The 20,757-nt window shown below is 72.4% G+C and carries 16 protein-coding genes; 9 read left to right on the plus strand and 7 right to left on the minus strand.

Annotated features, from left to right (window positions below; translation table 11 throughout):
• Nucleotides 1–9: 9 nt before the first annotated feature.
• Complete coding sequence (locus B100_RS0122210; protein WP_024886608.1) at nucleotides 10–219, minus strand: acyl-CoA carboxylase epsilon subunit; 210 nt, start codon at nucleotides 217–219, stop codon at nucleotides 10–12.
• A gap of 9 nt (nucleotides 220–228) precedes the next feature.
• A complete protein-coding gene (locus B100_RS0122215) occupies nucleotides 229–1,818 on the minus strand; it encodes an acyl-CoA carboxylase subunit beta (RefSeq protein WP_024886609.1) in 1,590 nt (529 codons plus the stop codon).
• A 110-nt stretch (nucleotides 1,819–1,928) separates the two neighbouring features.
• Between B100_RS0122215 and B100_RS0122220 the strand changes: the two genes are divergently transcribed.
• The 5 genes from B100_RS0122220 (at nucleotide 1,929) to hutH (ending at nucleotide 8,828) form a co-directional block, all read left to right on the plus strand.
• On the plus strand, nucleotides 1,929–2,816 hold the full coding sequence (locus B100_RS0122220; protein ID WP_024886610.1) for a biotin--[acetyl-CoA-carboxylase] ligase: 888 nt from the start codon (nucleotides 1,929–1,931) through the stop codon (nucleotides 2,814–2,816).
• Nucleotides 2,817–3,401: 585 nt separating this feature from the next.
• Nucleotides 3,402–4,508, plus strand: a complete 1,107-nt coding sequence (locus B100_RS0122225; RefSeq protein WP_024886611.1) for an adenylate/guanylate cyclase domain-containing protein — start codon at nucleotides 3,402–3,404, stop codon at nucleotides 4,506–4,508.
• A gap of 704 nt (nucleotides 4,509–5,212) precedes the next feature.
• A complete protein-coding gene (locus B100_RS0122230) occupies nucleotides 5,213–6,013 on the plus strand; it encodes an enoyl-CoA hydratase-related protein (protein ID WP_024886612.1) in 801 nt (266 codons plus the stop codon).
• A gap of 55 nt (nucleotides 6,014–6,068) precedes the next feature.
• A complete protein-coding gene (locus B100_RS0122235) occupies nucleotides 6,069–7,217 on the plus strand; it encodes a sensor domain-containing diguanylate cyclase (RefSeq protein ID WP_024886613.1) in 1,149 nt (382 codons plus the stop codon).
• A gap of 72 nt (nucleotides 7,218–7,289) precedes the next feature.
• Nucleotides 7,290–8,828: a histidine ammonia-lyase gene (gene hutH / locus B100_RS0122240; RefSeq protein WP_024886614.1), complete on the plus strand. Its 1,539-nt coding sequence runs from the start codon at nucleotides 7,290–7,292 to the stop codon at nucleotides 8,826–8,828.
• Nucleotides 8,829–8,885: 57 nt separating this feature from the next.
• Here hutH and B100_RS0122245 read toward each other — a convergent pair whose 3' ends face one another.
• Nucleotides 8,886–9,212, minus strand: a complete 327-nt coding sequence (locus tag B100_RS0122245) for an LAETG motif-containing sortase-dependent surface protein (protein WP_199785276.1) — start codon at nucleotides 9,210–9,212, stop codon at nucleotides 8,886–8,888.
• Nucleotides 9,213–9,321: 109 nt separating this feature from the next.
• Between B100_RS0122245 and B100_RS0122250 the strand changes: the two genes are divergently transcribed.
• The 3 genes from B100_RS0122250 to B100_RS0122260 all read left to right on the plus strand — a co-directional run bounded on the left by B100_RS0122250 (nucleotide 9,322) and on the right by B100_RS0122260 (nucleotide 14,834).
• Nucleotides 9,322–9,702 carry a hypothetical protein gene (locus tag B100_RS0122250; protein WP_486585680.1) on the plus strand — a complete coding sequence of 127 codons (381 nt, stop codon included), beginning with the start codon at nucleotides 9,322–9,324 and terminating at the stop codon, nucleotides 9,700–9,702.
• 238 nt (nucleotides 9,703–9,940) lie between these two features.
• On the plus strand, nucleotides 9,941–11,194 hold the full coding sequence (locus tag B100_RS0122255; RefSeq protein ID WP_024886617.1) for an Ig-like domain-containing protein: 1,254 nt from the start codon (nucleotides 9,941–9,943) through the stop codon (nucleotides 11,192–11,194).
• 325 nt (nucleotides 11,195–11,519) lie between these two features.
• Complete coding sequence (locus B100_RS0122260; RefSeq protein WP_024886618.1) at nucleotides 11,520–14,834, plus strand: S8 family serine peptidase; 3,315 nt, start codon at nucleotides 11,520–11,522, stop codon at nucleotides 14,832–14,834.
• Between the two features lie 114 nt (nucleotides 14,835–14,948).
• On the opposite strand, the gene B100_RS0122265 is transcribed toward B100_RS0122260, so the two are convergent.
• Complete coding sequence (locus B100_RS0122265; RefSeq protein WP_024886619.1) at nucleotides 14,949–15,863, minus strand: MmyB family transcriptional regulator; 915 nt, start codon at nucleotides 15,861–15,863, stop codon at nucleotides 14,949–14,951.
• A 177-nt stretch (nucleotides 15,864–16,040) separates the two neighbouring features.
• Between B100_RS0122265 and B100_RS0122270 the strand changes: the two genes are divergently transcribed.
• The gene (locus B100_RS0122270; protein WP_024886620.1) at nucleotides 16,041–17,081 is read left to right on the plus strand and encodes an NAD(P)-dependent alcohol dehydrogenase; all 1,041 of its coding nucleotides are present in this window, start codon (nucleotides 16,041–16,043) and stop codon (nucleotides 17,079–17,081) included.
• Nucleotides 17,082–17,514: 433 nt separating this feature from the next.
• Here the strand turns inward: B100_RS0122270 and B100_RS0122275 are convergent, their stop codons facing one another.
• The 3 genes from B100_RS0122275 to B100_RS0122285 form a co-directional block, all read right to left on the minus strand.
• Nucleotides 17,515–18,201 carry an SAVMC3_10250 family protein gene (locus B100_RS0122275; RefSeq protein WP_024886621.1) on the minus strand — a complete coding sequence of 229 codons (687 nt, stop codon included), beginning with the start codon at nucleotides 18,199–18,201 and terminating at the stop codon, nucleotides 17,515–17,517.
• Between the two features lie 90 nt (nucleotides 18,202–18,291).
• A complete protein-coding gene (locus B100_RS34120) occupies nucleotides 18,292–19,455 on the minus strand; it encodes a translation initiation factor IF-2 N-terminal domain-containing protein (protein WP_024886622.1) in 1,164 nt (387 codons plus the stop codon).
• 108 nt (nucleotides 19,456–19,563) lie between these two features.
• The gene (locus B100_RS0122285) at nucleotides 19,564–20,682 is read right to left on the minus strand and encodes a hypothetical protein (RefSeq protein WP_024886623.1); all 1,119 of its coding nucleotides are present in this window, start codon (nucleotides 20,680–20,682) and stop codon (nucleotides 19,564–19,566) included.
• Nucleotides 20,683–20,757: the final 75 nt, after the last annotated feature.

Consider the following 20,757-nt stretch of genomic DNA (forward strand, 5'->3'; position numbering starts at 1 on the left):
CCCGCCGCCTCAGGCGCCCGGCCAGTACGTCCGCGACCACGTCGCCGGGCCCGGCTGGGGCACCCGGCGGGCGGCGATGCGGGACGGGTCGGACCAGGCGTCACGGACCGTGGGCACGCCGGACGGCGGGGCGGCCGCCGCCGCGGCGCGCGCCCGGACCACCGCCAGTGCGGCGGCCAGCTCCTCCGGGGTCGGGTTGCCCCGTACGACCTTGATCACAGCGGCTCCTTACAGGGGGATGTTGCCGTGCTTCTTCGGGGGCAGGCTCTCGCGCTTGGTGCGCAGCTGGCGCAGGCCGCGGACGATGTGGCGGCGGGTGTCGGACGGCATGATCACCGCGTCGACGTAGCCGCGCTCGGCCGCGACGTAGGGGTTGAGGAGGGCGTCCTCGTACTCCCGCATCAGCCGGGCCCGGGTCGCCTCCGCGTCGTCCGACTCGGCGATGGTGCGCCGGTGCAGGATGTTGACGGCGCCCTGCGCGCCCATCACCGCGATCTGGGCGGTCGGCCACGCGAGGTTGAGGTCGGCGCCCAGGTGCTTGGAGCCCATGACGTCGTACGCGCCGCCGAACGCCTTGCGGGTGATGACGGTGATGAGCGGGACCGTCGCCTCGGCGTAGGCGTAGATCAGCTTGGCGCCGCGGCGGATGATGCCGTCGTGCTCCTGGTCCACGCCGGGCAGGAAGCCGGGGACGTCGACGAAGGTCAGCACCGGGATGTTGAAGGCGTCGCAGGTCCGCACGAAACGGGCCGCCTTCTCCGACGCGGTGATGTCCAGGCAGCCCGCGAACTGCATCGGCTGGTTGGCGACGATGCCGACGGGACGGCCCTCGACGCGGCCGTACCCCGTGAGGATGTTCGGCGCGAACAGCGGCTGCGTCTCGAAGAACTCCGCGTCGTCGAGGACGTGCTCGATGACCGTGTGCATGTCGTACGGCTGGTTCGCCGAGTCCGGCACGATCGTGTCGAGTTCGCGGTCCTCGTCGGTGACCGCCAGGTCCGCCTCCTCCGGGAAGGAGGGCGGCTCCGAGAGGTTGTTGGAGGGCAGGTACGACAGGAGCTGCTTGACGTACTCGATCGCGTCCTTCTCGTCGCCCGCCATGTGGTGCGCGACGCCGGAGGTCGAGTTGTGGGTGCGGGCTCCGCCGAGCTCCTCGAAGCCGACGTCCTCGCCGGTGACCGTCTTGATGACGTCCGGGCCGGTGATGAACATGTGGCTGGTCTGGTCGACCATGATCGTGAAATCGGTGATCGCGGGGGAGTAGACCGCGCCGCCCGCGCAGGGGCCGACGACCAGGCTGATCTGCGGGATCACGCCGGACGCGTGCGTGTTGCGGCGGAAGATCTCGCCGTACGCGCCGAGGGAGGCGACGCCCTCCTGGATGCGGGCGCCGCCGGAGTCGTTGATGCCGATGACGGGACAGCCGGTCTTGAGGGCGAAGTCCATCACCTTGACGATCTTCTGGCCGTAGACCTCGCCGAGGGCTCCGCCGAAGACGGTGAAATCCTGGGAGAAGACGGCGACCGGGCGGCCGTCGACCGTGCCGTATCCGGTCACGACGCCGTCGCCGTAGGGGCGGTTGGCGTCGAGGCCGAAGTTGGTGGAGCGGTGCCGGGCGAACTCGTCCAGTTCGACGAAGGAGCCCTCGTCGAGCAGGAGGTCGATCCGCTCACGGGCCGTCAGCTTGCCCTTGGCGTGCTGCTTTTCGACGGCGCGTGCGGAGCCGGCGTGCGTCGCCTCTTCGATGCGACGCTGAAGATCCGCGAGCTTGCCCGCGGTCGTGTGGATGTCAGGCTGCTGCTCTTCCGGCTCGGACATCGGGATGCGGCTCCCTGCCTGCTCAAAAGGGGGGACGGTTACTCATCCGTAGCGTAGTGGGGGGCCGTGAGTTCGGCAGTGCGGTGTTTCCCACACCTAGTGTGGGTTGCATGACACCCCGAGATGACTCCGAATCCCCTGGGACCGGTCGTAGCCGGTGGTCCGACCTCGACCGGCCGCCTCTGAACGCCACCGCCCTGCGGCGTGGGCTGGTGCGGGAGGGGGCGTTGTGGCGCGAGGTGGAGGTGGTGCAGCGCACCGGGTCCACCAACTCCGATCTCGTGGCGCGGGCGGCGGCCGAGAAGCTGGAGGAGGGGGTCGTTCTCGTCGCGGAGGAGCAGACCGACGCGCGGGGGCGGCTGGACCGGCGGTGGGTCGCGCCCGCGCGGTCCGGGCTGTTCTTCTCCGTGCTGCTTCGGCCGCGGGAGGTGCCGGTGGAGCGGTGGGGGTGGCTGCCGCTGCTGACGGGGGTGGCCGTGGCCACGGGGCTGGCGCGGGCGGCCGGGGTCGACACGGCGTTGAAGTGGCCGAACGATGTGCTGGTCACCGTGGGGGGTGAGGAGCGGAAGGCCGGGGGGATCCTGGTGGAGGCCACGGGCGCTTCGGGGGGCATGGGCGGGGGCGTCGTCGTGGGGGTCGGTGTCAACGTGAGTTTGCGGGCCGATGAGCTGCCGGTGGCCACGGCGGGGTCGTTGGCGCTGGCGGGGGCGGTGAGTACGGACCGGGATCCGCTGTTGCGGGGAATGCTGCGGGCGCTGGAGGAGTGGTACGGGCGGTGGCGGGGTGCGGGGGGCGACGCCGGGGCGTGCGGGCTGCAGGAGGCGTATGCGGCGGGGTGCGCGACGTTGGGGCGGGTCGTGCGGGCGGAGCTGCCGGGGGATCGGGCGCTGGTGGGGGAGGCGGTCGCGGTCGACGGGGACGGGCGGCTGGTGCTGGCCACGGAGGCGGGGGTGCAGGAGCCGGTGGGGGCGGGGGACATCATTCATCTGCGGATGTGACGGGGGGTGACGCCTGCGGCGCAGAGTTCTGTCCGGTGGGGGCTGGTGCAGCGCCCAGGGATGGTGGGTGGTGCGGGGCCGCGGTGGGGGTGGTCGTCCTCGGTCCGGCGCGATGAAGCGTGCTTGTGGGGTGTGGGGTGTTGACGCGCCAGCCGCTGCGGGCGCCCACCCCCACCCCGTCCCCTTCCCGCCGTCGGCGGCCACACCAACGCCGTGGCGGGCCATTCGCCGCGGGCGCGCGGGCGGACGGCGGCCGCGAGCTGCCGCCAGCTGCGGGCCGTCGTGCCGCCTGGGGCGATGGGGCCCCCGCTCGAGCGGAGCGGGGAGTGGGGGAGGGCGGGCGCGGCGGCACCCCGTCAGTGCCGGGCTGCGCGGACCGCACCGGCACGCACCCGCGCCGGGTGCGCCGCCAAGGCACCGGGTGTGCAGCCCCCCTTGGCCGGCTGCTGCGGCGCCGTGGCTGAAAAGGGACGCCGGGGGCCGCTGCTCCCACGGCCCAACCTGACGGAGTGAGCTGGCGCACACCTGCCGTAGAGTTGAGCCCGGTCGAGACATGACCGTGGCAGATCGGAAGGGCAGCAACGCGTGAGCGTCGACGACTCGGGTTCCGGTGCGGACGCGCAGGGCGACGGCGAGGATCCGCTTGCTCTGCGCCTCGAGCAGCTCATCCTGGGCGCCGAGCGCCGGTACACGCCGTTCCAGGCGGCCCGCAGCGCCGGCGTCACGATGGAACTGGCCACCCGCTTCTGGCGTGCCATGGGCTTCGCCGACGTAGGACAGGCGAAGGCCCTGACAGAGGCGGACGTTCTCGCTCTGCGGCGCCTCGCCGGTCTCGTGGAGGCGGGGCTGCTGAGTGAGGCGATGGCCGTACAGGTGGCCCGGTCCACCGGGCAGACCACCGCGCGTCTGGCCGAATGGCAGATCGATTCCTTCCTCGAGGGGCTGACCGAGCCGCCCGAGCCCGGCATGACCCGCACCGAGGTCACGTATCCGATCGTCGAGCTGCTCCTGCCCGAGCTGGAGGAGTTCCTGGTCTACGTCTGGCGGCGGCAGCTGGCCGCCTCGGCCGGGCGGGTGGTGCAGGGCGCCGACGACGAGGAGATGGTGGACCGGCGCCTCGCCGTCGCTTTCGCCGACCTCGTGGGCTTCACCCGGCTGACCCGCCGGATGGAGGAGGAGGAGCTCGGCGAACTGGTCGAGGCGTTCGAGACCACCGCGGCCGACCTGGTCGCGGCGCGGGGCGGGCGGCTCATCAAGACGCTGGGCGACGAGGTGCTCTACGCCGCCGACGACGCCGGAACCGCGGCGGAGATCGCCATGCGGCTGATCGAGACCATGGCGAACGACAGCACCATGCCGGAGCTCCGGGTCGGCATGGCCTTCGGCACGGTCACCACCCGAATGGGCGATGTGTTCGGCACGACCGTCAATCTCGCCTCCCGGCTCACCTCCATAGCGCCCCGCGACGCCGTGCTCGTGGACACCGCCTTCGCCGAGGAACTGATCCGCACCGGCGACGCACCGGCCAGCGAGGCCGCGGCGGCCGAAGCGGTGGCCGCGGCGGAGAAGGAGGGCGAGGAGCCGCCCTCGTACCGTTTCGCGCTCCAGCCGATGTGGCAGCGGCCCGTGCGTGGCCTCGGTGTGGTGGAGCCCTGGCTGCTCACCCGCCGGAACGGCTCCGAGTCCGAGTGACGCGTCGGCTCAGCCGCCCAGGCAGAGGTTGATCAGGGGCAGGCAGAGGGCCAGGCGTTCGTCGTCGTCCGGTTCCTGTGGGGGCGGAGTGGAAGCCGTCTGCGGGGGTGGTGGCGGCTCGGTCGTCGGCTGGGGTGGTGGTGGCGGTGGCGAGGGCGGGGGCAGGAAGGCCGGCTCCTCGGTCGGTTCGCGTGACGGGGGTGGGGCGGTGCTGCTCTCGGGGGGTGTGAGGGGGGCCGATGCCTTGCCGCCCAGAGGTTGTGGGGAGGACGGGCTCGGCTGAGGGGGTGCCGGGGTTCCCGTGTCAGTGGCCTGTGGTGGGTGGTGGGGCGAGGCGCTGGTCGGAGCGAGTGGGCGGGGGCCCGCTTGCGCGCCGGTGTCCGGCGCGTCCGGCACGGCCACGCGGATGAGGGTGGCGGCGCCCGCGGCCAGGGTCAGGGCGGCCGTGGCCAGCAGGGCCCGGCGTCGGCGTGGCTTGCGGTGGCGTCCTCGTAGGACGCGGCGGGTCTCGTCCGGTGTCATCGCTCTGCCTCCCCCTGCGTGCGCCCCCTACGCGCCGCGGTGTGCGCACGCTACGCGCCTCCCGGGGCCGGCGGACCTCAGTCGCTCGTATGTCACTCGAACGGGTGGACCCTTTTCCTCGGCGGCTCCCGGCTGCCATGATCGGGGCGAGCGAAGTTAACCCGCGTTAACCGGAGGGTGTCATGAGTGAGGAACGGTTCGGGGAGTTCGTGCTGGTGCGCCGGCATGAGCGGGGGCATGTCGCGGAGCTCGTCCTCGACCGGCCGAAGGCCATGAACGCCGTGTCCACGGAGATGGCCCGTTCGATCGCCGGGGCCTGTGCCGCGCTGGGCGAGGACCGGGACGTACGGGCGGTGGTGCTGACCTCGTCGCACGAGCGGGCGTTCTGCGTGGGCGCCGACCTGAAGGAGCGGAATTCGTTCAGCGACGCCGATCTCGTGCGGCAGCGACCTGTGGCGCGGGCTGCTTACACCGGGGTGCTGCAGCTGCCGGTGCCCGTCGTCGCCGCTGTGCACGGCTTCGCGCTGGGGGGCGGGTGCGAGCTGGCGTTGTCGTGCGACGTGATCGTGGCCGACCGTACGGCCGTGATGGGGCTGCCCGAGGTGTCCGTCGGGGTCATTCCGGGCGGGGGCGGTACGCAGTTGCTGCCCCGGCGGGTGGGAGCGGCCCGGGCGGCCGAGCTCATCTTCACCGCGCGGCGGGTGGAGGCCGTGGAGGCGCGGGAGATCGGGCTCGTGGACGAGCTGGTCGAGGAGGGGCGGGACCGGGAGGAGGCGCTCGCCATGGCCGCGCGGATCGCCGGGAACTCGCCGGTGGGGCTGCGGGCGGCCAAGCGGGCGCTGCGGCTCGGGCACGGGCTCGACCTGCCGGCCGGGCTGGAGGTCGAGGACGCCGCCTGGCGGTCCGTGGCGTTCTCCGGGGACCGGGCGGAGGGCGTCGCCGCCTTCAACGAGAAGCGGCGGCCGGAGTGGCCGGGGGAGTGACGCTCGCGTCATCCTCGATGTCTCGATAAGCAGGAAATCTCCCTAATCTGGGGGAATGGGTGAGGAGAGCCGACTGGCGGCCGTGGTGGCGCTGGCTCAGGGCATGGCCGCCGCGCACAGTTCGCGGGAGGCGTGGCGGGCCGCCGCCGGCGGGGCCCGCCGGGCGCTGGGCGGGAGCTTCGCCGCGCTGTCCGTGTGGGAGCGGGAGCTCGGGCGGCTGCGGGTGCTGGTGAACGTCGGGGAGCTGGCCGAGGGGGAGGAGGAGTTCCCCGAGGACGAGTCGTACCCGGTGCACCAGTTCGCCGAGATCACCGAGTTCCTGCACGAGCAGTGGGCGGGCGGGGGCGAGCCCGACGCCTGGGTGGAGACCGCGCAGGGCCCCGAGGAGGGCGGCGCCGGATACTGCCACCAGCGGGTCGCGGCGCTGCGGCGGCGCGGGCGCGGCTGCTGCGTGGTCGCGCCGATCGTGCTGCACGGGCGGGCGTGGGGCGAGCTGTACGTGGCCCGGCCGGTCGGCGAGCCGGTCTTCGGGCGTGGCGACGCCGACTTCGCGACGGTCCTGGCCTCCGTGGTGGCGGCGGGCATCGCGCAGGCCGAGCGGCTGGAGGAGGCGCGGCGGCTGGCGTTCACGGACTCGCTGACCGGGCTGGCCAACCGGCGTGCCGTGGACTCCCGGCTGGACGAGGCGGTGGAGCGGCACCGGCGGGACGGGGCCGTCGTCAGCCTGGTGGTGTGCGACGTGAACGGGCTGAAGCGGGTCAACGACACGCTCGGGCACTCCGTGGGCGACCGGCTGCTGGAGCGGTTCGGGACCGTGCTCTCGCTGTGCGGGGCCATGCTGCCGGGGGCGCTGGCGGCGCGGCTCGGCGGGGACGAGTTCTGCCTGCTGGCGGTGGGCCCGTCGGCCGACGAGGTTGTCAAGGCGGCCGACGAGGTGTGCCGGCGGGCGGTGGAACTGGGGATCGGGGACGGCGTCGCGTGCGGGGTGGCGTCCACGCAGGACCCCATCGGGCCGGTGCGTTCCGCCCGGCGGCTGTTCCGGCTGGCCGACGCCGCCCAGTACCGGGCGAAGGCCGAGCGGGCCGCGCACCCCGTGGTGGCCGGGCGGGAGGGGCCGGACGATCCCGTGGTGCGGCTTGCGGACGCGCCGTCGCGGGAGACGGACGGCGAGCGCCGCCGGTTCCGGGGGAGGCACGCACCCTAGGGCGGTAAGGGGTGCGACCCCGATCCGGTGATGACAGCGCGGAATTCAATGCGTAGGCTCCTGAATATGGATATGCACACTGTGGTGGTGGGGACGTCGGACGTGACCGCGTCCGACGTGCTGGCCGTGGCGCGCGACGACGCTCGCGTCGACCTGTCCGCCGAGGCGGTGGCCGCCCTCGCCGCGGCCCGCGAGATCGTGGACGCCCTGGCCGCCAAGCCGGATCCCGTCTACGGGGTGAGCACCGGCTTCGGCGCCCTGGCGACCCGGCACATCAGCCCGGAACTCCGCGCTCAGCTGCAGCGCAACATCGTCCGCTCGCACGCCGCCGGGATGGGACCGCGGGTGGAGCGGGAGGTCGTCCGCGCCCTGATGTTCCTGCGTCTGAAGACCCTCTGCTCGGGCCGCACCGGCGTCCGCCCCGAGGTCGCGCAGGCCATGGCCGACGTGCTCAACTCCGGGATCACCCCGGTGGTGCACGAGTACGGCTCCCTCGGCTGCTCCGGCGACCTCGCCCCGCTCTCGCACTGCGCGCTCACCCTGATGGGCGAGGGGGAGGCCGAAGGGCCCGACGGCGTGGTGCGGCCGGCCGGCGAACTGCTCGCCGCCCACGGCATCCGCCCCGTCGTCCTGCGGGAGAAGGAAGGGCTCGCCCTCCTCAACGGCACCGACGGCATGCTCGGCATGCTGGTCATGGCCCTCGCCGACCTGGACCTCCTCTACAAGTCCGCCGACGTCACCGCCGCCCTCAGCATGGAGGCGCTGCTCGGCACCGACAAGGTGCTCGCCCCCGAGCTGCACGCCATCCGCCCGCACCCGGGACAGGCCGCCAGCGCCGCCAACATGCTGGCCGTGCTGGACGGTTCGGGCCTGACGGGACATCACCAGGACGACGCGCCCCGCGTCCAGGACGCCTACTCGGTGCGCTGCGCCCCGCAGGTCGCCGGCGCCGGACGGGACACCCTGGCGCACGCCCGGCTGGTCGCCGAGCGCGAACTCGCCGCCGCCGTCGACAATCCGGTCGTCCTTCCCGACGGGCGTGTGGAGTCCAACGGCAACTTCCACGGGGCGCCGGTCGCCTACGTCCTGGACTTCCTCGCCATCGCCGTCGCCGACCTCGCCTCCATCGCGGAGCGCCGCACCGACCGGCTGCTGGACAAGAACCGCAGTCACGGACTGCCGCCCTTCCTCGCCGACGACGCCGGTGTCGACTCCGGGCTGATGATCGCGCAGTACACGCAGGCCGCGCTGGTCAGCGAGTTGAAGCGGCTGGCCGTACCGGCGTCCGCGGACTCGATCCCGTCCTCCGCGATGCAGGAGGACCACGTCTCCATGGGCTGGTCGGCGGCGCGCAAGCTGCGCACGGCCGTCGACAACCTCACCCGGGTCGTCGCCGTCGAGCTGTACGCCGCCGCACGGGCCGTGGAGCTGCGCGAGGGGCTCACCCCCGCCCCGGCGACGCGGGAGGTGCTGAAGGCGCTGCGGGAGGCCGGCGTGGGCGGCCCCGGCCCCGACCGCCATCTGGCCCCCGACCTCGCCGCCGCGGAGGCGTTCGTACGGGACGGGCGGCTGGTGGCGGCCGTGGAGCGGGTCACCGGACCGCTGCGCTGAGACGGCGGGGCCCCGCGGACGCGTCCGCGGGGCCCCGGTACGCCGCGGGGGAGGCCCTCAGAACTCCAGGCGCTCCCGGCGGACCGAGTAGACGACGAAGCCGGCGCCCATGGCCAGGAAGGCCGTGCCGCCGACGATGTACGGGGTGCTGTCGAAGCTGCCCGTGTCCGCGAGGCGGACCCCCTGGCCGGTGCTCTCCAGTGACGCCGACGTGGCCGCCGACACCCCTCTCGCCTGCTCGGTGACCTGCGGGGACGGGTTCGCCGACGGAGCGTTGTCCGCCGGGGTGTCCGGGGTCGCGTTCGCTGACGGGACGAACCACAGGGCGCACAGCAGCGTGCCCGCGGCGGTGGCGGTCAGCAACGGACGGAGCGCGGATGACACGGAATATCGATCCCCTTGTGGCGCTGGCGAATTGGCCGTGTGGGGTGATGGTAGTGAACGGCGCGGGTCACGGGAAAGTCACGGGCGCCGGTCCCCGTACGCTCCGGGCATGAGCACTCCAGAGACATCACGGTTTGTACGGCTTCGCGTGGAGCTGGTCCTCGAGATCGACGACGCGGAGGCGGTCACCGGCGCCGCCCTGCGGGGAATCACGGACGACGAGGCGCTGCCGGACGCGGAACGGGCGCACGCCGAAAGGACTGTGGCAGAGGACACAGCGGAAGCCGTGGCTCATCTCGTGGACCCGTTCGGGCTGGTCGAAGGGGTGCCCGGGGTGGAACTGCACCAGGCCTCCTGGAGCAGTGAGCGGATCGACTACGACCCGGACTCGCCGGAATGGGACGTCGACGACGAGGATGAGGACGAGTTCCACGACGAGTCCTACGACGAGTCCTACGACGACGAGGACGGGGCGGGCCGAAGCGGCTGACGCGACTTGGGGAAATGTTGACCCCGGGAGGCAACCGCCACCCGGGATCGGCACGTCTCAATCGGCGCACTGACCGGCGTTCCCACCGTCCGCACCGGCGGACGTGGTGAGTCCCACACGCGTGGGCTTCGGGGAACCGGATCACCCGGTCGTAGCGTTGAGGTTTGTGGACGAGGCGCCTCGGCTCCCGCCGGGGCCTCGTGGGGTTGGGATTCTGGCAACGATGGAGAAGCGTGTGATGACGGACGGTAAGCGGCGGCGCAGGGGTCTGGCGGCCGCGTCCGCTCTGCTCGGCGGAGTGCTGGTGCTCTCGGCGTGTTCCGGAGGGGACGACAAGGCCTCGGGCACCGACGGCAAGGACACCTCGCAGGCGCAGGTCGACGAGGCGGCGGCCCAGAAGTCCTCCGAGGCGCAGATCAAGATCACGCCGAAGGACGGCTCGACCAACGCCTCCATCAACAACTCGGCCGCCGTGACCGTCGACAAGGGCACGCTCACCGAGGTCACGATGACCACCGCCGACGGCACCGCCGTCTCCGGTGAGATATCGGCCGACAAGAAGAGCTGGAAGCCCAGCGGCCAGCTCGAGCGCGCCACCACCTACAAGCTGACGGCCACCGCCCAGGACGCCGAGGGTCTCGTCGCCCACGAGAACGCCTCCTTCACCACGGTCTCCCAGGCCAACAGCTTCATCGGCAACTTCACCCCGGACGACGGCACCACGGTCGGCGTCGGCATGCCCGTGTCGATCAACTTCGACAAGGCGATCACCAACAAGGCCGCCGTGCAGAAGGGGATCACCGTCTCCTCCACCAGCGGCCAGGAGGTCGCCTGCCACTGGTTCAACGCCAACCGCATGGACTGCCGTCCCGAGCAGTACTGGCAGGAGGGCTCCACCGTCACCCTGAAGCTGGCCCTCGACGGGGTCGAGGGCGCCGAGGGCGTCTACGGCGTCCAGCAGAAGACGGTCACCTTCAAGATCGGCCGTAATCAGGTCTCCTACGTCGACGCCGAGACCAAGCAGATGAAGGTCACGCAGAACGGCAAGGTCGTCCGCACCATCCCGATCTCCGCCGGCGCGCCCGACAACACGACGTACGAGGGCCAGATGGTGATCTCCGAGAAGTTCAAGGAGACCCGGATGAACGGCGCCACGGTCGGCTTCACCGACGACGACGGCAAGGGCGAGTACGACATCAAGGACGTGCCGCACGCAATGCGTCTGTCGACCTCCGGCACCTTCATCCACGGCAACTACTGGGGCGCCAAGTCCATCTTCGGCAGCGTCAACACCAGCCACGGCTGCGTGGGCCTGGCCGACGCCAAGGGCGCGAACGACCCGAGCACCCCGGGCGCCTGGTTCTACAACAACTCGATCGTCGGTGACGTGGTCGTCGTCCAGAACACCGGTGACAAGACCATCGCCCCGGACAACGGCCTCAACGGCTGGAACATGAGCTGGGAGCAGTGGAAGGCGGGCTCCGAGGCCTGACCCACCCTCCCTCGGCGGAACACCCCACACCACAACGGCCGATGCCCTCGTCCCCTCCTCCGGGAGCGGCGACGGGGGCATCGGCCGTCCTCGCGACACCCGCCCCCGATGTCCCCAACCACGCGATCTCGTAACGGAGTTCCGGCGGTGACATCACAGTCTCCCGGCGACTTCCCGACCTCCCCCGATCGCCCTTGAGTTGCTTGATCACCCCTCGACATACTCCCGAGCACCGGGGGGTGCGCGCAGGCGTACGAGACCACCCCCGGCCGGGTGATGCTTCCGCCACCCGGCGACTTCGCTAGGGGGAACCTTGCGCAGACAAGTGAAAAGAGCGTGCGCCGCCACGATCGCCACGGCGACCGCCGTCGCGCTCGCGGCGGGCATGGCCGGCCCGGCGTCGGCCCACGGGGAAGGCACGGCCGGCTCGTCGACGAGTGCGGCCGCGCCGAAGGGCAAACACCGGATCACCCTCATCACCGGTGACCGGGTCGTGGTGGACGCCAAGGGCCGCGTGGTGGGCCTGGAGCGGGCCGAGGGCCGGGAGCACATACCCGTCCAGGTCCGCCGCGGCAACGGCCACACGCTGGTGATCCCGGCGGACGCCGCCCGGCTGGTCGCCACCGGCACGCTGGACCAACGGCTGTTCGATGTCACCGAGTTGAACAGGACGGCGACCCGCGACGCGCACAAGCGCGGTCTGAAGGTCATCGTCGGCTACAAGGGCGGCGCGCGGGCCGCCAAGGCCGAGGTCCGCGACGCGGGCACGGTCCGCCGGAGCCTCACGTCGCTGAACGCCGACGCCGTGCAGACGCCGCAGGACGACACCACCGAACTGTGGGACGCGGTCACCGACGGGGACCGTACCGCCTCCGGGATCGCCCACGTCTGGCTCGACGGGGTCCGCAAGGCGTCCCTGGACACGTCGGTGGGACAGATCGGCACCCCGAAGGCGTGGGCGGCCGGTTTCGACGGCAAGGGCGTCAAGATCGCCGTCCTGGACACCGGCGTGGACGCCACCCACCCGGACCTCAAGGGCCAGGTGACCGCGGCCAGGAACTTCACCACCGCCCCGACCGCCGGTGACGTGGTCGGCCACGGCACCCATGTCGCGTCCATCGCGGCCGGCACGGGTGCTCAGTCCAAGGGCCTGTACAAGGGCGTCGCGCCCGGCGCGAAGATCCTCAACGGCAAGGTCCTCGACGACAGCGGCTTCGGTGACGACTCCGAGATCCTCGCCGGCATGGAGTGGGCCGCCGCGCAGGGCGCCGACATCGTCAACCTGAGCCTCGGCGGCATGGACACCCCGGAGGTCGACCCGCTGGAGGCCGCGGTCGACAAGCTCTCCGCCGAGAAGGGCATCCTGTTCGCCGTCGCGGCCGGCAACGAGGGCCCGCAGTCGATCGGTTCGCCCGGCAGCGCGGACGCCGCGCTCACCGTCGGCGCCGTCGACGACAAGGACAGGCTCGCCGACTTCTCCTCCACCGGCCCGCGCATCGGCGACGGAGCCATCAAGCCGGACGTCACCGCCCCCGGCGTGGACATCACGGCCGCCTCGGCGAAGGGCAACGAGATCGCCAAGGAGGTCGGCGAGAAGCCGGCCGGCTACATGACGATCTCCGGCACGTCGATGGCCACCCCGCACGTCGCGGGCGCCGCGGCGATCCTGAAGCAGCAGCACCCCGAGTGGACCTCGGCGGAGCTGAAGGGCGCGCTCACCGGCTCCACCAAGGGCGGCACGTACACCCCCTTCGAGCAGGGTTCGGGCCGCATCCAGGTGGACAAGGCGATCACGCAGACCGTGATCGCCGAGCCGGTGTCGCTGAGCTTCGGTGTGCAGCAGTGGCCGCACACCGACGACAAGCCGGTCACCCGTCAGGTCACCTACCGCAACGTCGGCACCGAGGACGTCACGCTGAAGCTGACGTCCACCGCCACCGACCCCAGGGGCAAGGCCGCACCGGCCGGGTTCTTCACCCTCGGCGCGACCACCGTGACCGTCCCGGCGGGCGGCACGGCCTCCGTCGACGTCATCGCCGACACCCGGCTCGGCGGTACCGTCGACGGCGCCTACTCGGCGTACGTGGTCGCCACCGGCGGCGGCCAGAGCGTGCGCACCGCGGCCGCGGTGGAGCGTGAGGTCGAGTCGTACGACCTCACGCTGAAGTTCCTCGACCGCGCGGGCAAGCCGGCCTCGAACTACACGACGTTCCTGGCGGGCCTGTCGGGTCTGGCCGAGGGCCGCGGCTACATGCCGTACGAGGCCGACGGCGCGGTCACCGTCCGCGTGCCCCGGGGCGGTTACGTCCTGGACGCCGCCGTCCTCGTCGGTTCCGACCCGGAGAAGTGGCGGGGCGCCGACTGGATCGCCCAGCCGAAGCTGGACGTCACGAAGAACACCACCGTCACGGTGGACGCCCGCAAGGCCAAACCGGTCAAGGTCACCCTGCCGGTCAAGGGCGCCCGGGCCGAGTTCGCCTCGGCCGAGTACAGCCTGCGGACCGATGACGGCTCGTCCGGGTTCGGCTGGTGGCTGGACTCGTTCGCCGGCTTCCGCTCCGCCCACCTCGGCCCGCAGATCACCGACGGCACGCTGCTCCAGCAGTGGGACGCCCACTACAGCAAGGGCGGCAAGGAGCAGTACAGCACCGTCACCGGCGGCAGGGTGAAGAAGCTGGCCACCGGCTTCACCAAGAACTACCAGGCGAAGGACTTCGCCACGGTGAAGGTCGCCATGGGCGCGGCGGCGAAGGGCAAGGACGGCTCCGTCAGCGCGTTCGGCCGGCTGCCCGGCAGCGAGAGCGCGTCCGGCTTCGGCCAGGCGCAGAAGCTGCCCGCCACCCGCACCCTGCACCTGTCCACGGTGAACGGCGTCAGGTGGGACCTCGACTTCGAACAGCAGGGCGGCTACGACGCGGACGGCTGGCCCGTCTACGACGCCGGATACCAGATCGGCGCGAGCAAGGCCTACAAGGGTGGCACGACCTACAAGGAGACCGTCAACACGGCCGTCTTCGGTCCCCGTCTCGCCGCCGGCTACGGCGTTTTCCGTGAGGGCGACACCCTCTACGGCATGATCCCGCTGTTCGCCGACGGCAAGGGCCACGTGGGTTCGACGGACTTCACGTCCGCCACCACCACCCTCTACCGCAACGGCAAGAAGGTCGGATCGCTCAAGGACCCGCTGTCCGGCTACGAGAGCTTCAAGGTCCCCTCCGGTGACGCCGCGTACCGGCTGACCGCCTCGGTCAAGCGCAGCGCCAAGCTCGCCGCCGTGTCCACCCGCGTCGACGCGAGCTGGACCTTCCGCTCCAAGAAGGTCTCCGGCACCAGGCAACTGCCCGTCTCCTCCGCCCGCTTCGTCGCGGCCACGGGGCTGGACAGCAAGGTCGCGGCCGGCAAGAAGGCCACCTTCCCGGTCGTCGTGGAGGGCGCCGCCAAGGGCAGGAACCTCAAGTCCCTCGCGGTGTACGTCTCCTACAACGGCGGCAAGAGCTGGAAGAAGACCACGGTCACGAAGGGGAAGATCACCGTCAAGAACCCCTCGAAGGGCAAGGCGATCTCCTTCCGCGCCAGGATCACGGACAAGAAGGGCAACGCGTCCACGATCACGGTCCACAACGCCTACTTCGGCAAGTAGGCCCTGAACCCGGCGCCCGACATGGCGTACGGGTCACTGGCGGCCCGCGGGATGTGAGGTGGTCCCGGCCGGCCCGCGGGAAGCGACGCGCTTCCCGCGGGCCGTTCCCGTCTCTCAGCCGGCCGCCGTCCGCCTCTCCGACGGCGGCGCGTCCGCGTTCCAGCTGCCCAGCAGGCGCAGTGCCTCGGCCGACGCCGACCCGGCCTCCGCGAAGTACGTGACCAGCGACTGCTCCCCCTCGCCGGCCGGGCGGAACGACTCCCACAGCAGCGTCAGCTCACCGACCAGGGGGTGCCGCAGGCGCTTGACGCCGTGACTCTTCTCCTTGACGTCGTGCCGGGCCCACAGCCTGCGGAACTCCTCGCTCTTCACCGACAGTTCGCCGACCAGCGAGGACAGCAGGGGGTCGTCGGGCCGCCGGCCCGCGTCCATGCGCAGGTAGGCGACCATGTCGCAGGCCTTCTGGTCCCACTCCACGAACAGATCCCGGTAGCCCGGGTCGAGGAAGACCAGCCGGGCCCAGTTCCGCTCCTGCGCCGGCAGCCGGCCCCAGTCCCCGAAGAGCGCGGCGGCCATCCGGTTCCAGGCGAGGATCTCCGAGCGCCGCCCCACCACGTACGCCGGAACCGTCTCCATGGCGTCCAGCAGCTGCCGCAGCGCCGGGCGGGCCTGCCGGCTGCGGGGCGCCGGCCGCCTGCGGTGCCGGCCGGGCCGCGCGAGGTTCGTCAGGTGCGCCTGCTCGGCGTCGCTCAGCCGCAGCGCACGGGCGATCGCGTCGAGCACCTCCACCGAGACGTTCCGTCCGTTGCCCTGCTCCAGGCGCGTGTAGTACGCGACGGACACCCCGGCGAGCTGGGCCAGCTCCTCCCGGCGCAGGCCCGGCACCCTGCGGTGCCGCCCGACGTCCGGCAGGCCCACGTCCTCCGGCTTCAGGCGGGCCCGGCGGGTGCGCAGGAACTCGCTCAGCTCGGCACGCGGGTCCAGGCCGCCGCCCGGGGCGCCGGCCGGTTCGCCGGTCTGCTCGTCCATGTATCCATGGTGCCCGTTCGTACGCACGTCAGCCTGTCCCCGCCAGTGGTACGCACAGCGTGCGTACGAAACCAGGAAGTCTGGGTACGCGCCGTCCGTTGTCCCAGGCTGGACCCTGTGCGGACCCGGACGGAGCAGGAACCGGGCGCACGACCCCTTGAGGAGGAGAAACTTCGTATGACCACTGTCGCCGCGTACGCCGCGCCCGCCGCGAAGGCGCCCCTGGAGCGCACGACCATCGAACGGCGCGCGGTGCGCGAGCACGACGTGCTGATCGACATCAAGTTCGCCGGGATCTGCCACTCCGACATCCACCAGGTCCGCGAGGGCTGGGGCGAGGCGATCTTCCCGATGGTGCCCGGCCATGAGATAGCGGGCGTCGTGTCCGAGGTCGGCCCCGGCGTGACCCGGTTCAAGGTCGGCGACCGGGTGGGCGTCGGCTGCATGGTCGACTCCTGCCGCGAGTGCGAGATGTGCCTGGCCGGCAAGGAGCAGTACTGCGCCCAGGGCCAGACCCCGACGTACAACGGAGTCGGCCGGGACGGCGAGCCCACCTACGGCGGCTACTCCGAGAAGGTCGTCGTCGACGAGAACTTCGTCGTGCGCATCCCGGACGGCCTCTCCCTCGACGTCGCCGCGCCGCTGCTGTGCGCCGGGATCACCCTGTACTCCCCGCTGAAGCGCTTCGGCGCCGGGCCGGGCCGCAAGGTCGCGATCGTCGGCATGGGCGGCCTGGGCCACATGGGCGTCAAGCTCGCGCACGCGATGGGCGCCGAGGTGACGGTGCTGTCGCAGTCCCTGCGCAAGAAGGACGACGGGCTGCGGCTGGGCGCCGACCACTACTACGCCACCAGCGACCCGAAGACCTTCGAGGAGCTGCGGGGCTCCTTCGACCTGATCGTGTCGACCGTGTCGGCCCCGCTGGACTTCGGCGCGTACCTGTCGCTGCTCAAGCCCGAGGGCACCCTGGCGAACGTCGGCGCCCCCGAGGAGCCGGTGTCCCTCAACCTGTTCTCGCTGATCGGCGGCGGCCGGTCGCTGGCCGGCTCGATGATCGGCGGCATCCCCGAGACCCAGGAGACGCTGGACTTCTGCGCCGAGCACGGCATCGGCGCGGAGATCGAACTGATCGCCGCGTCCGAGATCAACGAGGCCTACGAGCGGGTCGAGAACAGCGACGTCCGCTACCGCTTCGTGATCGACACGGCGACGATCTGAGCGGTGCGCCGCCGCCAGGCGGCCTGACGCGGCGGTCCGCCCCACGTTTGACGCGCGGGGCGGACCGCCGTCGCGGTTCCCCTTGGCGTCGGCGGACCGGGTGGCGGCGCTGTACGGCCGTCCCACGCCACGGATGACGGAGGCGGTCGGCCTCCCCGGCCTCCTGTGCGCCGACTCGACGTCGCCCGGGTCGGGGCGCGCGTCGATGTGACGGTGCTGCCTGCCTGCCGGGCTGCTGTCGCGAGGCGGGTGTCGTGCGGTGCCGGCGTAGGGCGTGCGTCGATGTGACGGTGCTGCTCGCCGGGCTGCCGGCGCGGGGCGGGTGTCGTGTGTGCCGGCGCGGGTGCGTCCGTGCGCGGCCCGGCGCCGTGGGGTACGGGCCCGCGGGCCGTGGCGGGCGAGGCGCCCAGGGACGCCTCGCCCGGCCCCGGGGTCAGGCGGGGTCGTCGTACTCGACGTAGAGGGGGCTGGCGACGAGCAGGCCCGGGCCGTCGGTGGCGGTGAACCCGGTGGTGACGCGGGCGTAGCCCCGCATCGAAGCCGCCATCTCCGGATGCGTCTGCGCGTCGATGCGGGCCAGCAGGCCGCGCAGCGCGGTGACGAGTGAGGGGCGCCGTCCGTCCGGTCCGGCGCCGAGGTCGTCGGAAAGGGCGGCGAGCAGCGCCCCGGGCGCGCTGGCGTCGGAGCCGAGGAGGTCGCGCACCAGGGCGCCCGACTCCATGGTCTTGTCGGTGACGCGCGGCAGCGGTCCCGCGATCAGGTGCTCGCGGGAGCCGTGCAGCAGCAGCCGGACGGGCCGGTCCGCCGCGGGGGCGTCCGCGAAGAACACCATGGACGGGTCCGCGCCCTCGAGTACGAAGTAGTTGAGCGGGGCCTCGAAGGCGATCCACTGCCCCGGCCGCGTCCCCGACTCCGTGTACCAGCGCGCCGACTCCTGTACCCGGCGCACCACCCGCTGCAGATGCCTGCCCCACAAATCGGACGCGGGACCGGGCGACGGGTCGACCTCCACCCCGCCGAACGGTGTGGAGACGCTGACCCGCTGCCGGGGCCAGGCGGACCGCAGTCCGGGCAGAAACTGCGAGAGTTTCCGGTCGGACAGGTAGATGACTTCCTGCACTCTTGCTCCGTTCGTCGGAAGCCGACGGGGGGTGTTACGTCGTGGGCGTCGCGGCGGGATGCCGCCACGCAGAGGTCACGGCGGGCCGTGTCACACGTCTTGCAGGCCGAGGAACTCGAAGGCCGCCGGCGGCAGCAGCTCCGACGGCCGGTACATCCCGTCCGGGCCCGGTTCCATGTCCCGCGCGAGACGGTCCAGCAGCTCGTCCAGCTCCGGGCGCCCGGCGGGGTCCCGGCGCAGGCACGGCGCGACGACGTCCACGAACGCCTCCGGTACGCCGCTGAGGTCGGGCGCCTCGGTCTGCATGCGGATCATCGTGCGGACGGGGTCACCGCCCGGGTAGGGGCTGTGCCCGGACGCGGCGAAGACCAGCACGGCGCCCAGCGCGTACACGTCGCTGGCGGGCGTCACCTTCCGCGCGTCCAACGCCTGCTCGGGCGACATGTAGGCGGGGGTGCCGAGGGTGGCGTGGGCGACCGTCAGCTTGCTGGCCGCGGCGGCGGCCGCCAAGGCCAGCCCGAAGTCGATCACGCGCAGGCCGTCGACGCCCACCAGCACGTTGGACGGTTTGAGGTCCCGGTGCACGATCGCCGCGGCGTGCACCGACCGGAGCGCCTCGACCAGCTGGGCGCCCGCCCAGCGCAGCGCCTTCAGGGGCAGCGGCCCGCACGCGTCCACGAGGTCCCTCAGGGAGGGCGCCGAGACGTACGCCGTGGCCAGCCAGGGGATGTCCCCGCCGGTGTCCGCGTCCACGACGGGGGGCGCGTAGAAACCGTTCACGCCCCGCGCCGCGGCGACCTCCCGCTGGAAGCGCCGGCGGAACTCCAGGTCGTCGGCCAGCTCCTCCTTGACGACCTTGACGGCGAGCAGCCGTCCGGCCGGGGACTGGCCGAGGAACACCCTGCCCATCGAGCCGCTGCCGATCCGCCGCAGCACCGTGTACGGCCCCACCCGGCGCGGGTCGAAGGGCTGCAGCGGCTTCCAGCGGGACGTGGGGTCCCACTCGTGGTGCTGCGGGCGCAGCACCGAACCGGCCGGCGGCGGTCCCGGACATGACCGGGGCTCCGACGCGCGCTGCTCCGGCATGCGCTCGTGCACGGCACCGAGCGCGTCGATCAGCTCCCGCACCAGAGGCGCCTCGACCGTGGCCGACGCCGACCGCACGAAGTGGCCCAGTTCGGTCATCTTGTCCAGGACGACCTTGCTGTCGACCCCTACCTTCTTGGCCAGTTCGTAGACCCGTACGTTCGCCACATCCGACTCCTCGACCCGAGGCCGGCGCCGACCTCGCAGGGGTCAAGAATATGGGCACGGACGGGGCAATATCCGGACAAACGCCGGGGCGTCGCGCGGGTGTTGACGTCAGTGCGGCAGTGTGGCCGGGCTGCCGCCGTTCGCCTCGTAGCCGGCGACGGCCAGCGCGCGGTGGACCGCGAACTCGGCCGCGGGGTCGGCGGAGAGGGTCCAGGGCAGGGCGCCCACATGGCCGTCGACGTGTATGAGCTGGTTCATCGCCTCGGCCCAGCGCTCGGCGCGGACCAGGAAGAACACCAGCATGTGGCGCACGTGCGCCAGCATCGGGTCGTCGGGGCGGGCCGAGTGCACCGCGTGCAGCGCGCCGTGGATCGCCCTGGTGACGACCTCGCTCTGGTAGAACCCGGAGACGAGATTCACCTCCGGGAGGTGCTCGAACACCGCGAACAGCGGCATGGCGGCCAGCAGGGACCCCTGCGGCGCCCGCGCCGCCGCGGCCTCCGCGAACGCGTACGCCTCGTCCCGCGAGCCGTGCCACTTCTCGCACCAGTAGTGCAGCGCCGCCAGGTGCGCGCCCATGTGCGCCGGGGCGCGGTCCAGGATCTTCAGCCAGACCTGCTCGAACTCCTGCCGCGGATACCCGAGCCCGCGGGCCACCGACAGCTCCACGATGTACGGCACCGGGTCACCGGGGGCCAGCAGCGCCGCCTCGCCGCACGCCGCCTTCGCCTCCTCCATGATGATCCGGAACTCGTCCGTGCCGGGCGCCGCCGTGCGCCACGCCTGCTGCACCAGGAACTCGGCGTGCACCGCGGCGCCGCCCGCGTCCTTCGGGGCCTCCGTGCGCCACACCCGCAGCCACTGGCCGCCGGGCGCCTCGGAGACACCGCCGGGCCGCTGCGTCAGCTCCAGGGACGCGGCACCCGCGAAGGCCTGGACCCGCTGCCAGCGCGCCTCGCCGTCCGCCGCCGTGCCGGCCAGCAGCTGCCGCGCCGCGCGGTAGTCCTGGGTGCGCTGCACCACGTCCAGCACGTCCAGCAGGTCCTGGTCGGGTCCGGGCATGCGGACGTCCAGCTCCTCCTGGAGCGCGAAACCGTAGTTCGCCGGGTCCGCCGCGTCCGGGTGGCCGGGCGGGACCAGGCCCACCGCGCCGCGCCGACGCCTGAGGAACGGCGTCACCACGGCGAACAGCATGACGAGCGCGATCAGCACCCACAGAATCTCCATGCCACAAGCGAACCAGACCACGCCGTCCGATGGCCAACCCGGTGCCCGAACTTGTGGAAAAACCCCGGCATCCGC

Source organism: Streptomyces sp. CNH189 (assembly GCF_000527195.1).